This window comes from Stenotrophomonas sp. HMWF023 (assembly GCF_003060985.1).
Taxonomy (GTDB): Bacteria; Pseudomonadota; Gammaproteobacteria; order Xanthomonadales; family Xanthomonadaceae; genus Stenotrophomonas; species Stenotrophomonas lactitubi.
The window spans coordinates 1-17,132 of record NZ_QAIJ01000318.1 but is presented as its reverse complement, the minus strand read 5'-3'; the positions used below and the strand labels follow the sequence as shown (position 1 = coordinate 17,132).

Genomic DNA, 17,132 nt, shown 5'->3' with positions numbered 1-17,132 from the left:
GTTATAGAAGCACTCCGAACACTAACGGTTCGTGAAGGGGCCCAATTTAATAAGCAGCCCTCAGGGAAACATTCATGTTTGAGTCAGAAACATCGTACAAATGAACGAATTCACGGCGTTTTCGGCCTGAATGCGACTCAGTGCGCCTCATCCCAGTTGCTGCCGGTACCGGTATCGACCACCAGCGGCACTCGCAATTGTGCTGCTTGCGACATGTGCTGCACGACATTGCTGCGCAGCTCTTCAATGAATCCGGTCTCGGCTTCGAATACCAGTTCATCGTGCACCTGCAGGATCATCCGCGCCGGGGCGCCGCTGTCACGCAGCCACTTGTCCACCTCGACCATGGCGCGCTTGATGATGTCGGCGGCGGTGCCCTGCATCGGGGCATTGATCGCCGCGCGTTCAGCGCCGGCACGCAGGCCCTGGTTACGTGCATGAATGTCGTTCAGGTACAGGCGGCGACCGAACAGGGTCTCCACGTAGCCCTGCTCCCGGGCCTGCTCGCGCATGCGCTCCATGAAGTCACGTACGCCCGGGTAGCGGCTGAAGTACAGCGCCACGTAGTCCTGCGCCTGGCCACGGTCGATGCCGAGGTTGCGGGCCAGCCCGAACGCGCTCATGCCGTACATCAGGCCGAAGTTGATCGCCTTGGCCGCGCGACGCTCGTTGCTGGTCACTTCTTCCAGGGTGCGGCCGAACACTTCGGCGGCGGTAGCGCGGTGCACGTCGGCGCCCTGCTCGAAGGCGCGCACCAGGCCCGGGTCTCCGGACAGGTGGGCCATGATCCGCAGTTCGATCTGCGAATAGTCGGCCGCCAGCAGCTGGAAGCCTTCCGGGGCGATGAACGCGCGGCGGATGCGGCGGCCGTCCTCGGTGCGGATCGGGATGTTCTGCAGGTTCGGATCGGACGAGGACAGGCGGCCGGTGGCGGCGCCGGACTGGTGGTAGCTGGTGTGCACGCGGCCGGTGTCCGGGTTGACCATCTCCGGCAGCTTGTCGGTATAGGTGCTGCGCAGCTTGGCCAGGCCACGGTATTCAAGGATCACCCGCGGCAGCTCGTGCTGCTCGGCAATCGCCTCCAGCGCCTCTTCATTGGTGCTGGGCTGGCCCTTGGGGGTCTTCACCACCGCCGGCAGCTTCAGTTCGTCGAACAGCACCGCCTGCAGCTGCTTGGGCGAATCCAGGTTGAAGCTGCGCCCGGCCAGTTCGGTGGCCTTCTGCTGCGCGGCCAGCATGCGCGAGGACAGGTCCTGGCTCTGCCGGCGCAGTTCGTCGGTGTCGATCCGCACGCCGTTGGCTTCGATGCTGGTCAGCACCGGCACCAGCGGCATCTCGATGCTGCGGTACACGCTGTCCAGGGTCGGCTCGGCCAGCAGTTGTGGCTGCAGCGCGTGGTGCAGGCGCAGGGTGATGTCGGCGTCTTCGGCGGCGTAGCGGCTGGCCTCGTCGATGCCCACCTGCGAGAACGAGATCTGCTTGGCGCCCTTGCCGGCCACCTCCTCGAACTTGATGGTGTTGTAGCCCAGGTAACGCAGGGCCAGCGAATCCATGTCGTGGCGGGTGGCGGTGGAATTGAGCACGAAGCTCTCGAGCATGGTGTCGTCGTGGTAGCCCTGCACGTCCACGCCATGGCGGCGCAGCACGTGCAGGTCGTACTTGCCATGCTGGCCCAGCTTCTTCTTCGCCGGGTCCTGCAGCGCCGGCCGCAGCGCGTCGAGCACTTGTGCCAGCGGCAGCTGTGCCGGCGCGCCCGGATAGTCATGGCCGACCGGGATGTAGGCGGCCTTGCCCGGCTCCACCGCCAGGCTGATGCCCACCAGACGCGCGCGCATCGCGTCCAGCGCATCGGTCTCGGTATCGAAGCTGATCAGATCGGCCTGCTGCACGCGCGCGACCCAGGCCTGCAGCTGCTCTGTGGTCAGCACGGTCTCGTACTCGCCGGGCGCTGACAGCGCAGGATCGAGCTCGCCCGCCGGCGGCGCTTCGGCGCTGCCACGGGCAAAGCCGGCTGCGGTGCCGCGCAGGCTCGGGGTGGCCTCGCTGACCTGCGCCGGTGCGGCGATCGGACCACCCAGTTCCTTCAACGCCTGGGTGAAGCCGTAGCGCAGGTACAGCTCGCCCAGCGTGGGCACATCCGGGTCACGCAGGGCCAGCGTGGTCGGGCTGGCGTCCAGCGCGACGTCGGTGCGGATGGTCACCAGCTCCTTGTTCAGCGGCAGCCGCTCCAGCGCGGCGCGCAGGTTCTCGCCGATCTTTCCCTTCATGGTCGGCGCGGCCGCGATCACCCCGTCCAGATGCTGGTATTCGGCCAGCCACTTGGCCGCCGTCTTCGGCCCGCACTTTTCGACCCCGGGCACGTTGTCCACGGTGTCGCCCATCAGCGCCAGCAGGTCGACGATCTGGTCCGCACGCACGCCGAACTTGTCCATCACCGCCGCATCCGAATCCATGCGGCTGCCGGTCATGGTGTTGACCAGTTCGATGCCCGGCCGGACCAGCTGCGCGAAATCCTTGTCGCCGGTCGAGATGGTGACCTTCAGGTCCTGTGCCACGCCCTGCAGGGCCAGGGTGCCGATCACATCATCGGCCTCCACGCCGTCGATGCGCAGGATGCTGATGCCCAGCGCTTCAACGATGCGGCACATCGGCTCGACCTGGCTGCGCAGTTCATCGGGCATCGGCGGGCGATTGGCCTTGTACTGGTCGTACAGGTCGTCACGGAAGGTCTTGCCGGGGGCATCGACGACGAACGCGACGTAGGCCGGGCGCTCTTTCAGCGTCGAGCGCAGCATGTTGACCACGCCGAACAGCGCGCCGGTGGGCTCACCCTGTGCATTGGACAGGGGCGGCAGCGCGTGGAACGCGCGGTACAGGTAACTGGACCCGTCGATCAGGACTAATCTGCTCATGTGCCGATTCTACGCGCCTGTTCCTGCATCGCGGCGACACGGCAGCGACGCGGCGTTGGGGCATAATCAAGGCTCTTTCCAGGCAAAGGCCCCGCCGATGAAGACCCTGATGCTGGCTTCCCTGCTCCTGCTTGCTGGCTGCGCCAGCATGGGCGGTGCGGGCGCTCCCCCGGTGGACGTCAAGGGCGCCGATGTCTCCAAGCGCACGATGGACAACGGTGACACCATCGAGGAGTACCGGGTGTCCGGCCAGCTGCGCATGGTCAAGGTGACGCCGGCACGCGGCGCCCCGTTCTACATGTACGACAAGAACGGCGATGGCCGCTTCGACAACGACAAGGATGGTGTGTCGCCGGTGTACTGGAAGCTGTACAGCTGGTGATGTGGTTGCGGTAGGTGCGCGCCATCCACGCATGGCGTGGATCTACTGGGTATTGCGGTGGCCCTATCCACGCATGGCGTGGATCTACCGGGTATTGCGGTGGCCCTATCCACGCATGGCGTGGATCTACTGGGCATTGCGGTGGCCTATCCACGCATGGCGTGGATCTACTGGGCATTGCGGTGGCCCTATCCACGCATGGCGTGGACCGTTGGCGGTGAACTGCAGTAGATCCACGCCATGCGTGGATGCTCTTCGGGCCATCGGAAAAAACAACGCCGGCGCGCATCCTGCGGCCGGCGTCGGGTCCCCTCCCCGGGAACGCTTCTGTATCAGCGGATGACCAGCACCGGCAGCGTGCTGCGCGCCAGCACCTCGGCGGTCTGGCTGCCCAGCAGCACGCGGGTGACGCCGCGGCGACCGTGCGAGGTCATCACGATCAGGTCGCTGTTGCGCTGGCCCGCCGTCTCGATGATGCCGTCGGCCGCATAGCGGTCCAGCACATGCACCGGATTGGCGGTGATGCCCTGCTCGGCCGCCTTGGCCAAGGCAGGCTGCAGCACCTTCTGCGCGCCTTCCTCGCGGTCGGCCTTGTACTCCGGGCTGTTCATGTAACCCACGCTCCAGCCCATGGCGTCGTACATGCCGACAGCCCATGGCTCGGAGACGGTGACGATGTCGACCTCGGCGTTGAGGTCCTTGGCCAGCTCCAGGCCCTTGGCCAGGCCCTTGTCGGCCAGTTCGGACCCGTCGGTGGCGATCAGGATGCGCTTGTACATGGTGGGGCTCCGCGGTGATCTACCCAGTGGGAACGACACCATTACATACCCGATGTGGAGATCGTGCCTTGCGCAGGATCAATCCGGCAGCACGCAGCGATGCCTGCGCAGCGCGGGTTGATCGGCCGATGCGCGGCCGGGCATCGCCCGGCGAAATCTGCCCAGGATCGACACGCGGCTGCGATGCTCCGGTAGCGCCGGGCCATGCCCGGCGGGCACTCAGGCCTGCACCGTCACCCGCCAGCCACCCTCGTGCGGTTGCCAGTCGAATTCCACCGGCAGGAACTTCTCGATCAACCGCGCATTGCTGACCAGGTGATCGCTAAGCACATGGGTGGTGAACACACCGCCGCCCGCCAGCGCCATCGGCAGCAGCAACTGGTCGGACAGGTACTCGCCAACGGCACCCGCCCCGTCCAGATACTGCTTCACCTGCCCGGCCAGGCGCGCGCCGACCTGCTCGGCGGAGACACTGCGCTCGCCATGCCCGCTGAACACCTCCACGTGGTTGCCATGCCGCACGCGCACCAGGGCAACGTTGCCCGGTCCCAGCGCCGGCCGTATCGACTGCACGTTGCGCGGATGCGGGTCCACGCCCAGTGTCTCGGCCAGTACCTGCAGTTCGCGCAGGCCGATGCCGCTGGACAGGCCGGACATCAGCACCTGTGCCTCGATTCCCTGCAACGGCGCACGCACCTCCAGCGACGGCGGCTGGAGCACTGCGCACGGCTGCACCTGCACCTCCATCACGCCACCGCCCGCTGGATGGAAGCCGTGCTGCAGCAGCTGCATTGACGCCTGCACGCCCATCCGTTGCAGCGCCGGCAGATAGCTTTCGGCGATGAAGTCCGCACTGGGCGCCAGCGGGTTGTGGGTACCGCCTTCCAGGCGCAGCTGCGACGCTCCCTGCGCGCGCCACAGCGCCGGCAGCACGGTCTGCAGCACCAGCGTTGCCGAGCCGCTGCTGCCGGTCGCGAAATGATAGTCGCCAGCGCTCACCGCACCCGGCTCGAAGCGCAGCGAGGTAGCGCCCAGTTCTGCACCGTGCACACACGCGTTGCCGACCCGCGCCGCCGCATTCACCGCGGTCAGGTGCTGGCGCATCAACCCCGGCTTGCGCCGGATCGCGCGGATGTTGTGCAGCGTGAAGCCTGTACCGGTGCACAGGCTCAGGGTCAACGCCGAGCGCAGCAGCTGTCCGCCACCGTGCCCGCCATCCAGTTCAATCATGTCCATCTGTCTGTTCCTCCATGCCCGTTGTTTCGATGCCGGGCCCTGCTGCCGTGCGCGGCGCAGTGTACGCCGCGCACGGGTTGCCTCATCCCTTCACGCACACCACCTGGCGCAGCGTGTGCACGATCTCGACCAGATCGCGCTGGGCCTCCATTACCGCCTCGATCGGCTTGTAGGCCGCCGGCGATTCATCCACCACCTCCGCATCCTTGCGGCATTCCACGTGCGCGGTGGCCTTGGCGTGGTCATCCACCGTGATCAGCTTGCGCGCCTGGGTACGGCTCATCACGCGGCCGGCACCGTGGCTGCAGCTGTGGAAGCTGTCCTCGTTGCCGAGGCCACGCACGATGAAGCTCTTGGCCCCCATGCTGCCCGGAATGATGCCCAGCTCGCCCTTGCGCGCACTCACCGCGCCCTTGCGGGTCAGCATCACGTCCTTGCCGAAGTGGGTCTCGCGGTTCACGTAGTTGTGGTGGCAGTTCACCGCCTCGGCCTCAGCCTCGAACGGCTTGCTGATCACCGTGCGCACTGCGGCCACCACGTTGCGCATCATCACCTCGCGGTTCATGCGTGCGAAACGCTGCGCCCAGTCCACCGCGAACACGTAGTCGCCGTAATGCTGGCTGCCCTCGGGCAGGTAGGCCAGGTCCTGGTCGGGCAGGTTGATCATCCAGCGACGCATTTCCTGCTTGGCCAGCTCGATGAAGTAGGTGCCGATGGCATTGCCCACGCCACGCGAACCGGAGTGCAGCATGAACCACACGCGCTGCTCCTGGTCCAGGCAGACCTCGACGAAGTGGTTGCCGGTACCCAGCGTTCCCAGGTGCTTGAGATTGTTGGTGTTCTTCAGGCGCGGATGACGCTCGCAGATCAATGCGAAGTCGTCCACCAGCTGCGCCCAGCCTTCCACCGCCAGCTCGGGCGGCGTGTCCCAGCTGCCCTTGTCGCGGCCACCGCGGTTCACGCTGCGGCCATGCGGCACCGCCCGCTCGATCGCGCTGCGCACGGCCGACAGGTTGTCCGGCAGGTCGCTGGCAACCAGCGTGGTGCGCACCGCGATCATGCCGCAGCCGATATCCACGCCCACCGCTGCAGGAATGATCGCGCCGATGGTCGGTACCACCGAGCCCACGGTCGCGCCCTTGCCCAGGTGCACGTCGGGCATCACCGAAATCCACTTGTGGATGAAGGGCAGCTTGGCGATGTTCTGCAGTTGCTCGCGCGCCTGGTCTTCCAGCGGCACGCCGCGGGTCCACAGCTTGATCGGTGCAGCACCCGGCTGCTGGATCACGTCGTAATTGAGGGTGGTCATGGTGATGTTTCCTTTCATCCAAAGCAAAAACAAAGAAGGTGCGGTGACAAAGGTGATGGAACATTCCGTCGCCCACGTTGCCGTAGATGACGGCCGGGACTTGAACCCGACCCCGAAGGGCTTCCGATGTAGTTCCACCTGCATTCCCCGCGCAACGAAAGCGAAGGTGCCGGCAGCACGACAAGAATCTGGAGGAACATCCTGCTCTACCACTGAGCTACCGCCGCGTTGCCGCGGCAGGCGGGAGTCGAACCCGCGACCCGGAGCTTAGAAGGCTGTAGTTCCTCCGGCATTCGCAGTGCCGGCGGTGAAGCATCGGCGCCGTTGCCGGTGCCGTTTGAAAAGGTGCGGTGACAAGGGAAGTGGAACGTCTGCTTCCTCACGACAGGCAGGAAACGCGGGACTCGAACCCGACCCCGAAGGGACAACCAATGTAGTTCCACCAGCATTCACCGCAAAAAACGAATTCCTGGCCCTGCCCGGCTGGCCTCATTGCCAGCCGGGCAGTCCGTTGCGGCCTCCCTGCCGCCTTACAACGCCATGTCCTGGATGCGCTGGACCCAGCTGCTGCCGTCCTCGGCCGCAGCGGCGTACTGCGCGATCAGGTCGAACACCGCATCGCTGAAGCCTCCGATGTGCAGCACGTCGCCGCGCTGCACGGTCTGGCTGCTGGCCACCGGCTGCAGGTCGATGCACACCAGCCGAGCCTGTGGGCAGCGACGCTTCAGTGCGTCCCACTGCAGCATCGTCGCGGTCTGGCCGCCGGTGCGGGTGTCGCGCCAACTCTCGTTGTCCGACACCATCACCATCAGGTCCACCGGCTCGCGCCGCAGGTTGAGGTAGTGCAACGGCGCGCTGACCGACGTACCGCCGCCGTTGATCGCCAGCTGGCGGGCCAACGTCATCACGCTGTCGCGCGGGTTCAACCGCACGTGGCGCACCTCGGTATCGAACGGCAATACCTTGGCCTGCGGCTGTCCGCGCAGCACGCAGGCTGCAACCAGCGCCGCCACGTCCACACAGCGTGCCGCCGTGCTGGCGCCCTTGCGGTAGCCGGTCACCGGCGACTGCATGGAACCGGACACGTCCACCGCCACCACCACCCGCCCCGGCAATGCCGGTGCCGACGCCGTGGCGATCTCCATCGCATCCTGCAGCGCTTCCAGGATCGGTGGCGGCAAGCCAGCGCCCGCGTGGAAGGCCATCAGCAGCTGGTACGGCAGTACACGGGCACGACGCACCTGCTGCGGATCACGCAGGCGATCTGCGATCACCTGCACCATCGCCGGATCATCGAACACGCCGTTGCGGGCGAACGTGTTGAGGTTCATCCGCATCGACTGCCACGATGCATTGCGGGCCAGTACCGACCACTGCGCCGGATCCAGCGGCAGCGTGCTGTAGTACTGGAACGGCAGGTCCGGCGGCAGCCCGCGCGGATCACGCTTGAACGCTTCGTAGGCCTGCACCACCGCCGGCAGCTGCGCCTCGTCATACGGACGACCGATGATCCAGGCATACAGCGCCTTGCGCTCGGCGTTGGCCGGCTTCGGGTGCACCATGCGGATCACATCGGCCAGCGACGGCTGCTGGCCGATTGCCGCACGCACCAGCGTTTCCGCCGACGCCTGCTGGATCCACTCGCGCACCCTGCGCTTGGGCAGCGAGCCCAGCGAACGACGCCCCACCTGGCCACTGCGCATGATCTGCACGAAGGTGCGCAGCTGGCGGCCGTTGTCGATCACCCGCGGGAACATCAGGGCGAACGCCTCCGGATCGCGCAGGCTCAGCACCGCCAGCAGCAGTGCCGGCATGTCCTTCATGTGCGCAACCTGGCGGGCGTACAGCGCGGTGCGGGCGATGAAGCGCGGCTCGACCTGCGCGGTCAGCGCCAGCACCTGCTGCAGCTGCGCCTCGGCGTCGCTGTAGAAGGTGTTGTTCAGGCACCCGGTGGCCGCATACAGCGCCAGCGCTGCACGCGGGTCACGGCGGTAGGCCAGGCCACCAGCTTCATTGACGGTGTCTGCCTGCGGCGGCTGCGGCGTGCGCATCCAGGAGAAGAGCGAAAGGTTGGCCATGCTGATGTCCTCGGCGGGAACGGCCCGCGTCGTGTCTTGCCGGATATAGAGCAATGGCCGTGCCAACTTTTGCTATATCTATCCATATATTTGATTTTTATGGCATTTACATCGAATCGAGCTCTTCTGCCCAGCGAATCGTGGCGAAAAGATATATATTTCCGGCGCATCTTTTATAGGAATGGATATGGCGCGTCGGCAGGTGGTCTTTGGCATGCTCGGCACCCAGCTCGACGCGGGCGAAGGGCCGGGCCGCTGGCAGAAGTGGCGCCCGACGGTGTCGCTGGGCATGCATGAGGATTTCCTGCCCGACCGCATCGAGCTGCTGCTGGATGAGCGCCGCTACAGCAAGCTGGCGCGGGTGGTCTGCGAGGATCTGGTGCAGGCGGCGCCGGGCATCAGCGTGCAGCGACACGACACCTACCTGGCAGATCCGTGGGAATTCGAGGGGGTCTACGCCACCCTGCATGACTTCCTCGCCAGCTATCCGTTCCAGCCGGAGGAGGAGGACTACTACGTCCACATCACCACCGGCACGCACGTCGCGCAGATCTGCTGGTTCCTGCTGACCGAGAGCCGGCACTTCCCCGGGCGCCTGCTGCAGACCTCGCCGCCGCGCAAGCAGGACGGCGCCGCCGGCACGTACGCGGTCATCGACCTCGATCTATCGCGTTACGACCACATCGCCCAGCGTTTTGCCCAGCAGCAGCTGCAGGACCGCGACCTGCTGAAGGGCGGCATCGCCACCCGCAACGCCGCCTTCAACCGCATGATCGAACAGATCGAAACAGTGGCCACGCGCTCGCGCGCACCGATGCTGCTGATGGGGCCGACCGGTGCAGGCAAGAGCCAGCTGGCCAAGCGTGTGTTCGAGCTGAAGAAGCTCAAGCACCAGTTGCCGGGTCGCTTCGTCGAGGTGAACTGCGCGACCCTGCGCGGCGACGGTGCGATGAGCACTCTGTTCGGCCATACCAAGGGCGCCTATACCGGTGCTTCCAGCGACCGTGCCGGCCTGCTGCGCTCAGCCCACCAGGGCCTGCTGTTCCTGGACGAGATCGGCGAACTCGGCCAGGACGAACAGGCGATGCTGCTGCGGGCGCTGGAAGAGAAGCGGTTCCTGCCGGTAGGCAGCGACCGCGAAGTGGAAAGCGACTTCCAGCTGATCGCCGGCACCAACCGCGATCTGCAGCAGTCGGTGCTGGAAGGCCGCTTCCGCGAAGACCTGCTGGCCCGCCTCAACCTGTGGACCTATCGCCTGCCGGGTCTGGCCCAGCGCATGGAAGACATCGAACCGAACATCGAGTTCGAGCTGGAACGCTGGTCGCAGGACCAGCATGCGCGGGTACGTTTCAACGTCGAGGCACGCACGCGCTATCTCGCGTTTGCCACGAGCCCGGAAGCGGCGTGGCGTGGCAACTTCCGCGATCTTGGCGCGTCGATCATGCGCCTGGCCACGTTGGCGAGTGCCGGGCGCATCCAGATCGAGGGCGTGGAAGACGAGATCACGCGCCTGCGGGCGCAGTGGCGCGGCGGCGATGCGCCGTCACCGCTGGATGCACTATTGGGCGATGCCGTGGACGTGCTGGACCGTTTCGATCGCGTGCAGCTGGAAGAGGTGGTGCGGGTCTGTGCGCGCTCGAAGTCGCTGTCCGCTGCGGGTCGCGAGCTGTTCGCGGTCTCGCGTACGCAGCGCGCCAGCACCAACGACGCCGACCGCCTGCGCAAGTATCTGGCCAAGTTCGGGCTGGACTGGGAGCAGGTACAGGGTCCGGCCCGGTAACGCGACAGCCCAGCTTGCGCCTGCACCGGCCACGGCGCATGCTCCGGCTGCGACCCCCTATCTGAACGGAGATTTCCCATGCAGGACCGCCCCCGCTCGACCTCCAAAACCGGCCTGATCATCGTGCTGGCCTGTGTCGCTGCCTTCGTCCTGCTCGTGGGTGGCTACCAGTTCGGCAAATCACTGGCCAAGGCAGACAACGCTCAGCAGGCCGCAGCCGCCCAGCCGGCACGCTGACCGCGCTCCGGTAAAGCCGGCCGCTGGCCGGCTCCCCCCGGAACCGCAACTTCAGGCGATCTGCACCACGCGTGCGTTCTGGCACAGCGGGTAGCTGCCGACGAATTCAGCGATCGCATCACGCATCGCCTCGAACGACTGGCCGTACATGTACAACGCGGTCTCGCTCGGGCCCTGCCACCAGCTGCAGATCTCGCCCAGGCCATCGATGCGCTCGGACAGCTGTTCAAACACATGGTTCGAATCGCACTGCTCGTACACCTCATCCGGAAGGGTCAGGCCGTCGAGGTAGATGCCCAGACCCTCGGTCACGCCGAAGCTGCGATCGGCCTCGCCTGCGCCCTGTATCTGCGAACCCTTCGGTGCACCCAGCTGCTCCAGCAGGTCGACCAGCTTCGGCACGCCTGCGGCGTCGACCAGCACCACTTCGATATCGCCGTATTCGACTTCGCCTTCGTCGGACATGGCGGTACCGCCACCGGTGATTCCACCCAGCTCGGCCGCCTGCAGCAGCGCATCCAGCGGATCCTCGAACAGCTCATGGCGATGCTCGGGCTGCAGCCTGGCGTTCAACTTCACGGTGACATGCAGCGTGGGCTCGGTCATGAGGGCGTTCCTGGGAGATGTGGCCGCTATTGTAGAGCCGCGCCGTGCTGGGCTGCCTTTCGCCGGAGAAGCAGCCGAGCATGGGCTCGGCTCTACAACAAACGCTCAGCGCAGGAAGGGCGGCACTTTCCGTTTCAGCAGCTCCACCAGCACCGGATCCATGTACTCGTAGTCATCTGGAATATCCAGGCAGATCACGCGCTTGTCCTTCAACCACGGCTTGTAACGGCTGGAGAGGCGGTTGCGGTGTGCCCGCTCCATCACGAACACCAGGTCCGCCCACTGCAGCAGCTCGGGGCTGAGGATCTCTTCGGCGTCGGCGAGCAGCCCGGCCGACGCGGTCTCGATACCCGGCCACTCGGCGAACACCTGCTCGGCCGTCGGGCTGCGCAGGCGGTTCTGGCTGCAGAGGAAGAGAACCTTGCGGGTCATGAGCACTCGCCTTTGTAGAGCCGAGCCCATACTCGGCTGCTTCCTACCGCGTTGGGGTCAGGCCCTCCCCTCGGGAGGGATCCGACCCCGACGGTGATCAGATCACCGTCAGGTTGGCATACGCCATCACCAGCCACTTGCTGCCGGCGTCGGCGAACTCGATCTGCACGCGTGCGTGGGCGCCGTTGCCTTCGTAGTCGGTCACCATGCCTTCGCCGAACTTGGGATGGTTGACCAGCGCGCCCAGCTTGATCGGTGGCGCTTCGATGGCGGCGTGACCCATCACCCGGCTTGCACCCATCGAGGCCGGTCGCGAGACCTGCACCTTCGGCCGCACTTCATGCAGCAGCTCGCGCGGGATCTCGCGCAGGAAGCGCGACGGCAGGCTGTAGTTGTCCTGCCCGTGGATGCGCCGCGATTCGGCGTAGCTCAGCACCAGCTTCTGTCGCGCACGGGTGATGCCAACGTAGGCCAGTCGACGTTCTTCCTCCAGCCGCCCGCTTTCCTCCAGCGACCGTGCGCTGGGGAACAGGCCCTCTTCCACGCCGGCCAGGAACACCAGCGGGAATTCCAGGCCCTTGGCCGAGTGCAGCGTCATCAGCTGCACGCCCTCCTCGCCTGCCTGCGCCTGGCCTTCACCGGCTTCCAGCGCGGCATAGGCCAGGAACGCGACCAGCTCGTCCATGTCCTCGCCCACTTCCTCGATGTCGTCGGCACGGCGCACGAAGCGCGAGGCCACCGACACCAGTTCGTCGAGGTTGTCGGTGCGCGATTCCGAATCCAGCGCGTTGCGGCTTTCCTTGCTCCAGTGCTCGCGCAGCTGCGAGCGCACCAGGACATGGTCCACGCGCTCGGCCAGGGTCATCTGCAGGGTCTGTGCCTGCAGTTCATTGACCAGCACCAGGAAGCCGGCCAGCGCATTGCGGGCACGCGCTGCCAGTGCACTGCCCTGTGTCACCAGCATGGTCGCTTCCCACAGCGAGATGCCCTGGGTGCGTGCTTCGCGGCGTACTTCGTCCAGCGTGCGGTCACCGATGCCACGCGTGGGCGTGTTCACCGCGCGCTCGAACGCAGCATCGTCGTTACGGTTGGACAGCAGGCGCAGGTACGCCAGCGCATCCTTCACTTCGGCGCGCTCGAAGAAGCGCATGCCCCCGTACACGCGATATGGCACCTGTTCGCTCAGCAGCGCTTCTTCCAGCGCGCGCGACTGTGCGTTGCTGCGGTAGAGCACGGCCACTTCGGTGTAGCTGCCACCGTCGCGCACCCACTGCCGCGCGCGCTCGACGATGTAGCGCGCCTCGTCCATCTCGTTGTACGCCGCGTACAGGTCGATCGGATCGCCGTCACCGCTGTCGGTCCACAGCTGCTTGCCGATGCGGTCCGGGTTGTGCGCGATCACCGCGTTGGCGGCGTTGAGGATGTTGGCGGTCGAGCGGTAGTTCTGTTCCAGGCGGATGGTCTGCGCGCCCGGGAAATCGCGCAGGAAGCCCTGCACGTTCTCGACCTTGGCGCCGCGCCAGCCATAGATGGCCTGGTCATCGTCACCGACCACGAACACGTGGCCCTCATGCCCGGCCAGTACACGCACGAAAGCGTACTGGATGGCGTTGGTATCCTGGAATTCGTCCACCAGGATCTCGCGGAAACGCGCACGGTAATGCGACAGCAACGGCGGGTTATCGCGCAGCAGTTCGTGCGCGCGCAGCAGCAGCTCGGCGAAATCGACCAGACCGGCGCGGTCACAGCGCGCCTGGTACTCGGCATAGGCCTGGCGCATGGTTTCCAGCCATGCGTCGTTCGGCTCAGGCTGGATGTGCTGCGGGCGGCGGCCCTCATCCTTCTGCGCGTTGATCCACCAGGCAATCTGCTTGGGCGGGTACTTGCCGTCATCCAGCTCCAGCGCCTGTACCACGCGCTTGACCAGGCGCAGCTGATCGTCCGAATCCATTACCTGGAAGCTTTCGGGCAGCTTGGCGTCCTGCCAGTGCAGACGCAGCAGGCGGTTGGCCAGGCCGTGGAAGGTGCCGATCCACATGCCGCGGCTGCCATGCGGCAGCTGTGCGTCGATGCGATGGCGCATCTCGCCGGCGGCCTTGTTGGTGAAGGTCACCGCGAAAATGCCGTGCGTCGGCACGCCTTCGACTTCATGCAGCCAGGCAATGCGGTGGGTGAGTACGCGCGTCTTGCCCGACCCGGCACCGGCCAGCACCAGGTGGTGACCGAGGGGAGCGGAGACGGCTTCGCGCTGGGCCGGGTTCAGGCCATCAAGCAAGTGGGAGACATCCATGCCTCCATTTTACGGCATCGACGTCGCAGCTCCTGCGATCACCTGCATGGCCAGTGCCTGCGCCTGCTGACGCAGTTCAGGCACCGCCAGGCTTTCCCACAGGTTGCCGATGCGCAGGCTGCCGAGTACCCCTAGGCGCGCCTGTGGCTGGCCGCCCGCTGCGCACAAGCGGTCGCCCGGCACACTGCTGTCCAGGCCCAGCCCATGCGGGCCGGGACGGGCCAAGCCATCGGCCTGCAGCTGCTGCAGCAAGGGGTTGCGCAGCGCCGAGGCGCGGGTTTCCACGCCCGTGGCATTGACCACCGCGCCGATCGTCCACTGCACGTTGCCGCCGCCCGCCTCGCGTCCCGACAGCTGCAGGGCGTCCCCGTCGCGCCACACGCGTTGCAGGCGGGCGCGGTGAATGCGCAGCTGGCCGCTGGCCTGCAACGCCTGCAACTGCTCGGCCACCGGTTCAGCGATGCGGTGGCGGTGTACGTCCCAGTAGCGCACTGCGTGGCGCAGGAAGCGACGCTGGTCGGCCTCGCCCAGACTCAGCCACAGTGCCTGGCCGTGCGGGCGGATGCGATCCATCACGCCCTGCCACGGGATGCCGTCGGCCTGTGCCTGCCGTACGTGCTGGCGCAGTGCACGCAGGCGCTGGCGCAGGGTCATTAGCAGCAGATCCTGCGGATCGAATGCCGGCAGGCCACCGTGTGCATGCGGCAACGGCAACAGGCCATGGCGCGAGATCACGTGCAGCGGCCCGCTGTGACCTGCGGCCACCAGCGCCAACACGGTGTCCGCCATGCTCAGCCCGGAGCCGACGATGGCCAGTGCATGGCCACCGGCCAGCGTGCGCACGCCGTCGTAATCCCAGGCTTCGACCACATCATCGGCAGGCAGCGCGTGGGCGCCGTCGACCGGCAGCGGCCGCATGCTGTTGCCTGTAGCGATCACCGCCTGCGCTGCATGCAGCATTTGGCCATCGCCCAGCTGCAATTGGTAACCGTGGTCATCGGCATGCAGCGCCAGCACCGGTTGGGCGATGACCTGCAATCGGGCTGCGCTGGCCGCTTCGGCCTCGCGCAGGCGCTGCTGCAGATAGGCGGCGAAGTAATGGCGGCACACGTAACGTTCGCCCAGCACCTCGCGCGCCTCACCCGGGTAGGCGTTGGCGGCCATCAGGTAATCGAGAAAGTCGCCGGGCTGGTCGGGGAAGGCGCTCATCTTCGCCGCCGGCACGTTCAGCAGATGCTCCGGCCACGGCGTGGCATAGGCGATGCCCTGTGCCAGCTGCGAGGCTGGCTCGAAGATGGCCAGCGCCAGCGGCGCCCGGGCCTGGCGCAACACCTGGATCGCCACCAGCACCCCGGCCGCACCACCACCGATGATCGCCAGGTCCAGTTCGCCATTACGCGGTGAATCAGTCATGCGCCGATTGTAGGCCATCGCCCCTGCCCGGCTGGCGCCGGCCTACATCAATGCATCGGCCAGGCGCGCGATGCCCTCGCGGCTGCGCAGCCACGCTGGGCGCTTGCGCCACTGCTCCAGGTCCAGCAGGCGTGACTGGCGCAGATAGTCGTCCTCGATGGCGATCAGCTGCGTGACCAGTTGACGGTCGTAGCAGATCAGGCCGATTTCGGCATTCAGCGCGAACGAGCGGATATCCATGTTGATCGACCCCAGCACGGCGATGTCCTCGTCCACGCTCATGTGCTTGGCATGCAGGAACTGCGGCTCGTACAGCGCGATCTGCACCCCGCAGCGCAGCAGCTCGTCGTAGTAGGCCTCCTGCGCCCACGAGGTCAGCCGCTGGTTGTTGCTGGCCGACAGGATCAGCTGCACCTGCACGCCGGACAGTGCGGCGATGCGCAGTGCACTCAGCGTCGCTTCGTCGGGCACGAAGTACGGCGTCACCATCACCAGCCGGCGCCGGGCAAGATGGATCAGCGCAGCCACCGCATCGCGCGCGTTGCTGTAGGGGTACGCCGGGCCGCTGGGCAGCAGTTGGGTGGCGATGTCCTCGCTGCACACCGGCACGTCGGCGATGACGTCCAGGCGCTGCCCGGTTTCGATGTACCAGTCGCTGGCGAACACCGCTTCAAGGTGCGCTACCGCCGGCCCGCGCACGCGCGCCACCAGCTCGCGGTTGGGGTGGCCGGCCACGAATTCAGGCCGCGCCAGGTTCTGCGAACCGACATAGCCCACCTCGTTGTCGATCACCGCGATCTTGCGATGGTTGCGCAGGTCCATGCGTCCACTGCGGCGCCAACGCAGGCCGCCGGGCAGCATCGCGCGCACTTCGACGTCACGTGACCGCAGCCGCTTGCTGTACGCACGCAGGCCGCGCTTGGCGCCCACCGCATCCAGCAGCACCCGGCACTGCACGCCACGCGCTGCGGCACGCTGCAGGGCTTCGACGATGGCCTCGCCCACCGTGTCATCGAACATCAGGTAGTACAGCAGGTGCACCCGGTCCTGGGCCTGATCGATGTCGGCGATCAGGTTGTGCAGTGATTCGTCGTAGTCGGTCAGCAGATCGACCGCGTTGCCGTGCACCGGCATGAAATCGCCCTGACGCTGCACCAGCGGCACCACTTCGGCGCTGGCCGAATCGGGCTGTGGCGTCCAGCGCAGGCGGCGCTGCAGCGCCTGTTCCTCGCGGATCACCTGCGAGGCCTCGGCCTGCCGGCGGATGCGTTCGCGCGACAGCCACGGGTGGCCAAACAGCAGGTACAGCGGCAGGCCCAGCAGCGGCACGAAGCCGACCAGCAGCAACCAGCTGCGCGCCGCGCCCGGCGTGGTGCGGGTGGGGATCCAGCACAGCGCCACCAGCCGGATCAGCCAGTCGATCAGCAGCAGATACGAACCCAGCAACCACTCGAACAGCATCAGGCGCGCCCGTCGGGAGGGTGATGGGCCATTCTGCCCAGCGGGGTGGGTAGAGTCGAGCCGCGCAAAGCGTGCCGACCAACGGTCGGCACCCACCACGGGAACACCTGCCACAAAAAAACCCGCCACGAGGGCGGGTTTCTTCGGAGGCAATCAGCAATCCTTGCGGATTACTTGATCTTGCCTTCCTTGTACGGGACGTGCTTGCGCACGACCG

General features: G+C 66.4%; 13 protein-coding genes. 3 read left to right on the top strand and 10 right to left on the bottom strand.

Annotated elements, in window-relative coordinates; all coding sequences use genetic code 11:
- Positions 1-137: 137 nt before the first annotated feature.
- Positions 138-2,912 (bottom strand): DNA polymerase I, encoded by a 2,775-nt coding sequence (gene polA / locus DBR20_RS19025; protein ID WP_108267675.1) that lies wholly within the window; start codon positions 2,910-2,912, stop codon positions 138-140.
- Positions 2,913-3,009: 97 nt separating this feature from the next.
- Here polA and DBR20_RS19020 point away from each other — a divergent pair, with 97 nt between their 5' ends.
- Entirely contained in the window at positions 3,010-3,294 is a 285-nt protein-coding gene (locus DBR20_RS19020) for a DUF2782 domain-containing protein (RefSeq protein ID WP_025878043.1), read from the top strand.
- A 332-nt stretch (positions 3,295-3,626) separates the two neighbouring features.
- Here the strand turns inward: DBR20_RS19020 and DBR20_RS19015 are convergent, their stop codons facing one another.
- The 4 genes from DBR20_RS19015 to DBR20_RS19000 form a co-directional block, all read right to left on the bottom strand.
- Positions 3,627-4,073 carry a universal stress protein gene (locus DBR20_RS19015; protein WP_025878044.1) on the bottom strand — a complete coding sequence of 149 codons (447 nt, stop codon included), beginning with the start codon at positions 4,071-4,073 and terminating at the stop codon, positions 3,627-3,629.
- Between the two features lie 219 nt (positions 4,074-4,292).
- Positions 4,293-5,309 carry an RNA 3'-terminal phosphate cyclase gene (gene rtcA / locus DBR20_RS19010; protein ID WP_108267673.1) on the bottom strand — a complete coding sequence of 339 codons (1,017 nt, stop codon included), beginning with the start codon at positions 5,307-5,309 and terminating at the stop codon, positions 4,293-4,295.
- Between the two features lie 82 nt (positions 5,310-5,391).
- Entirely contained in the window at positions 5,392-6,618 is a 1,227-nt protein-coding gene (locus DBR20_RS19005; protein ID WP_108267671.1) for an RtcB family protein, read from the bottom strand.
- A 530-nt stretch (positions 6,619-7,148) separates the two neighbouring features.
- Positions 7,149-8,696 carry an RNA-binding protein gene (locus DBR20_RS19000; protein WP_108267669.1) on the bottom strand — a complete coding sequence of 516 codons (1,548 nt, stop codon included), beginning with the start codon at positions 8,694-8,696 and terminating at the stop codon, positions 7,149-7,151.
- A gap of 187 nt (positions 8,697-8,883) precedes the next feature.
- Between DBR20_RS19000 and rtcR the strand changes: the two genes are divergently transcribed.
- Both rtcR and DBR20_RS22215 read left to right on the top strand, forming a co-directional pair.
- Positions 8,884-10,476 (top strand): RNA repair transcriptional activator RtcR, encoded by a 1,593-nt coding sequence (gene rtcR, locus DBR20_RS18995; protein ID WP_108267667.1) that lies wholly within the window; start codon positions 8,884-8,886, stop codon positions 10,474-10,476.
- A gap of 78 nt (positions 10,477-10,554) precedes the next feature.
- Positions 10,555-10,713, top strand: a complete 159-nt coding sequence (locus tag DBR20_RS22215) for a hypothetical protein (RefSeq protein WP_165780913.1) — start codon at positions 10,555-10,557, stop codon at positions 10,711-10,713.
- 51 nt (positions 10,714-10,764) lie between these two features.
- On the opposite strand, the gene DBR20_RS18990 is transcribed toward DBR20_RS22215, so the two are convergent.
- From DBR20_RS18990 to cls, 5 genes are all read right to left on the bottom strand, one after another.
- Entirely contained in the window at positions 10,765-11,319 is a 555-nt protein-coding gene (locus DBR20_RS18990; RefSeq protein WP_108267665.1) for a hypothetical protein, read from the bottom strand.
- A 105-nt stretch (positions 11,320-11,424) separates the two neighbouring features.
- Entirely contained in the window at positions 11,425-11,751 is a 327-nt protein-coding gene (locus DBR20_RS18985; RefSeq protein WP_108267663.1) for a low molecular weight protein tyrosine phosphatase family protein, read from the bottom strand.
- A 97-nt stretch (positions 11,752-11,848) separates the two neighbouring features.
- Positions 11,849-14,041, bottom strand: a complete 2,193-nt coding sequence (gene uvrD, locus DBR20_RS18980) for a DNA helicase II (RefSeq protein ID WP_108267661.1) — start codon at positions 14,039-14,041, stop codon at positions 11,849-11,851.
- Positions 14,042-14,050: 9 nt separating this feature from the next.
- Entirely contained in the window at positions 14,051-15,472 is a 1,422-nt protein-coding gene (locus tag DBR20_RS18975) for an FAD/NAD(P)-binding protein (RefSeq protein WP_108267659.1), read from the bottom strand.
- A gap of 24 nt (positions 15,473-15,496) precedes the next feature.
- Entirely contained in the window at positions 15,497-16,915 is a 1,419-nt protein-coding gene (gene cls / locus DBR20_RS18970) for a cardiolipin synthase (protein ID WP_089237853.1), read from the bottom strand.
- Between the last annotated feature and the right edge of the window lie 217 nt (positions 16,916-17,132).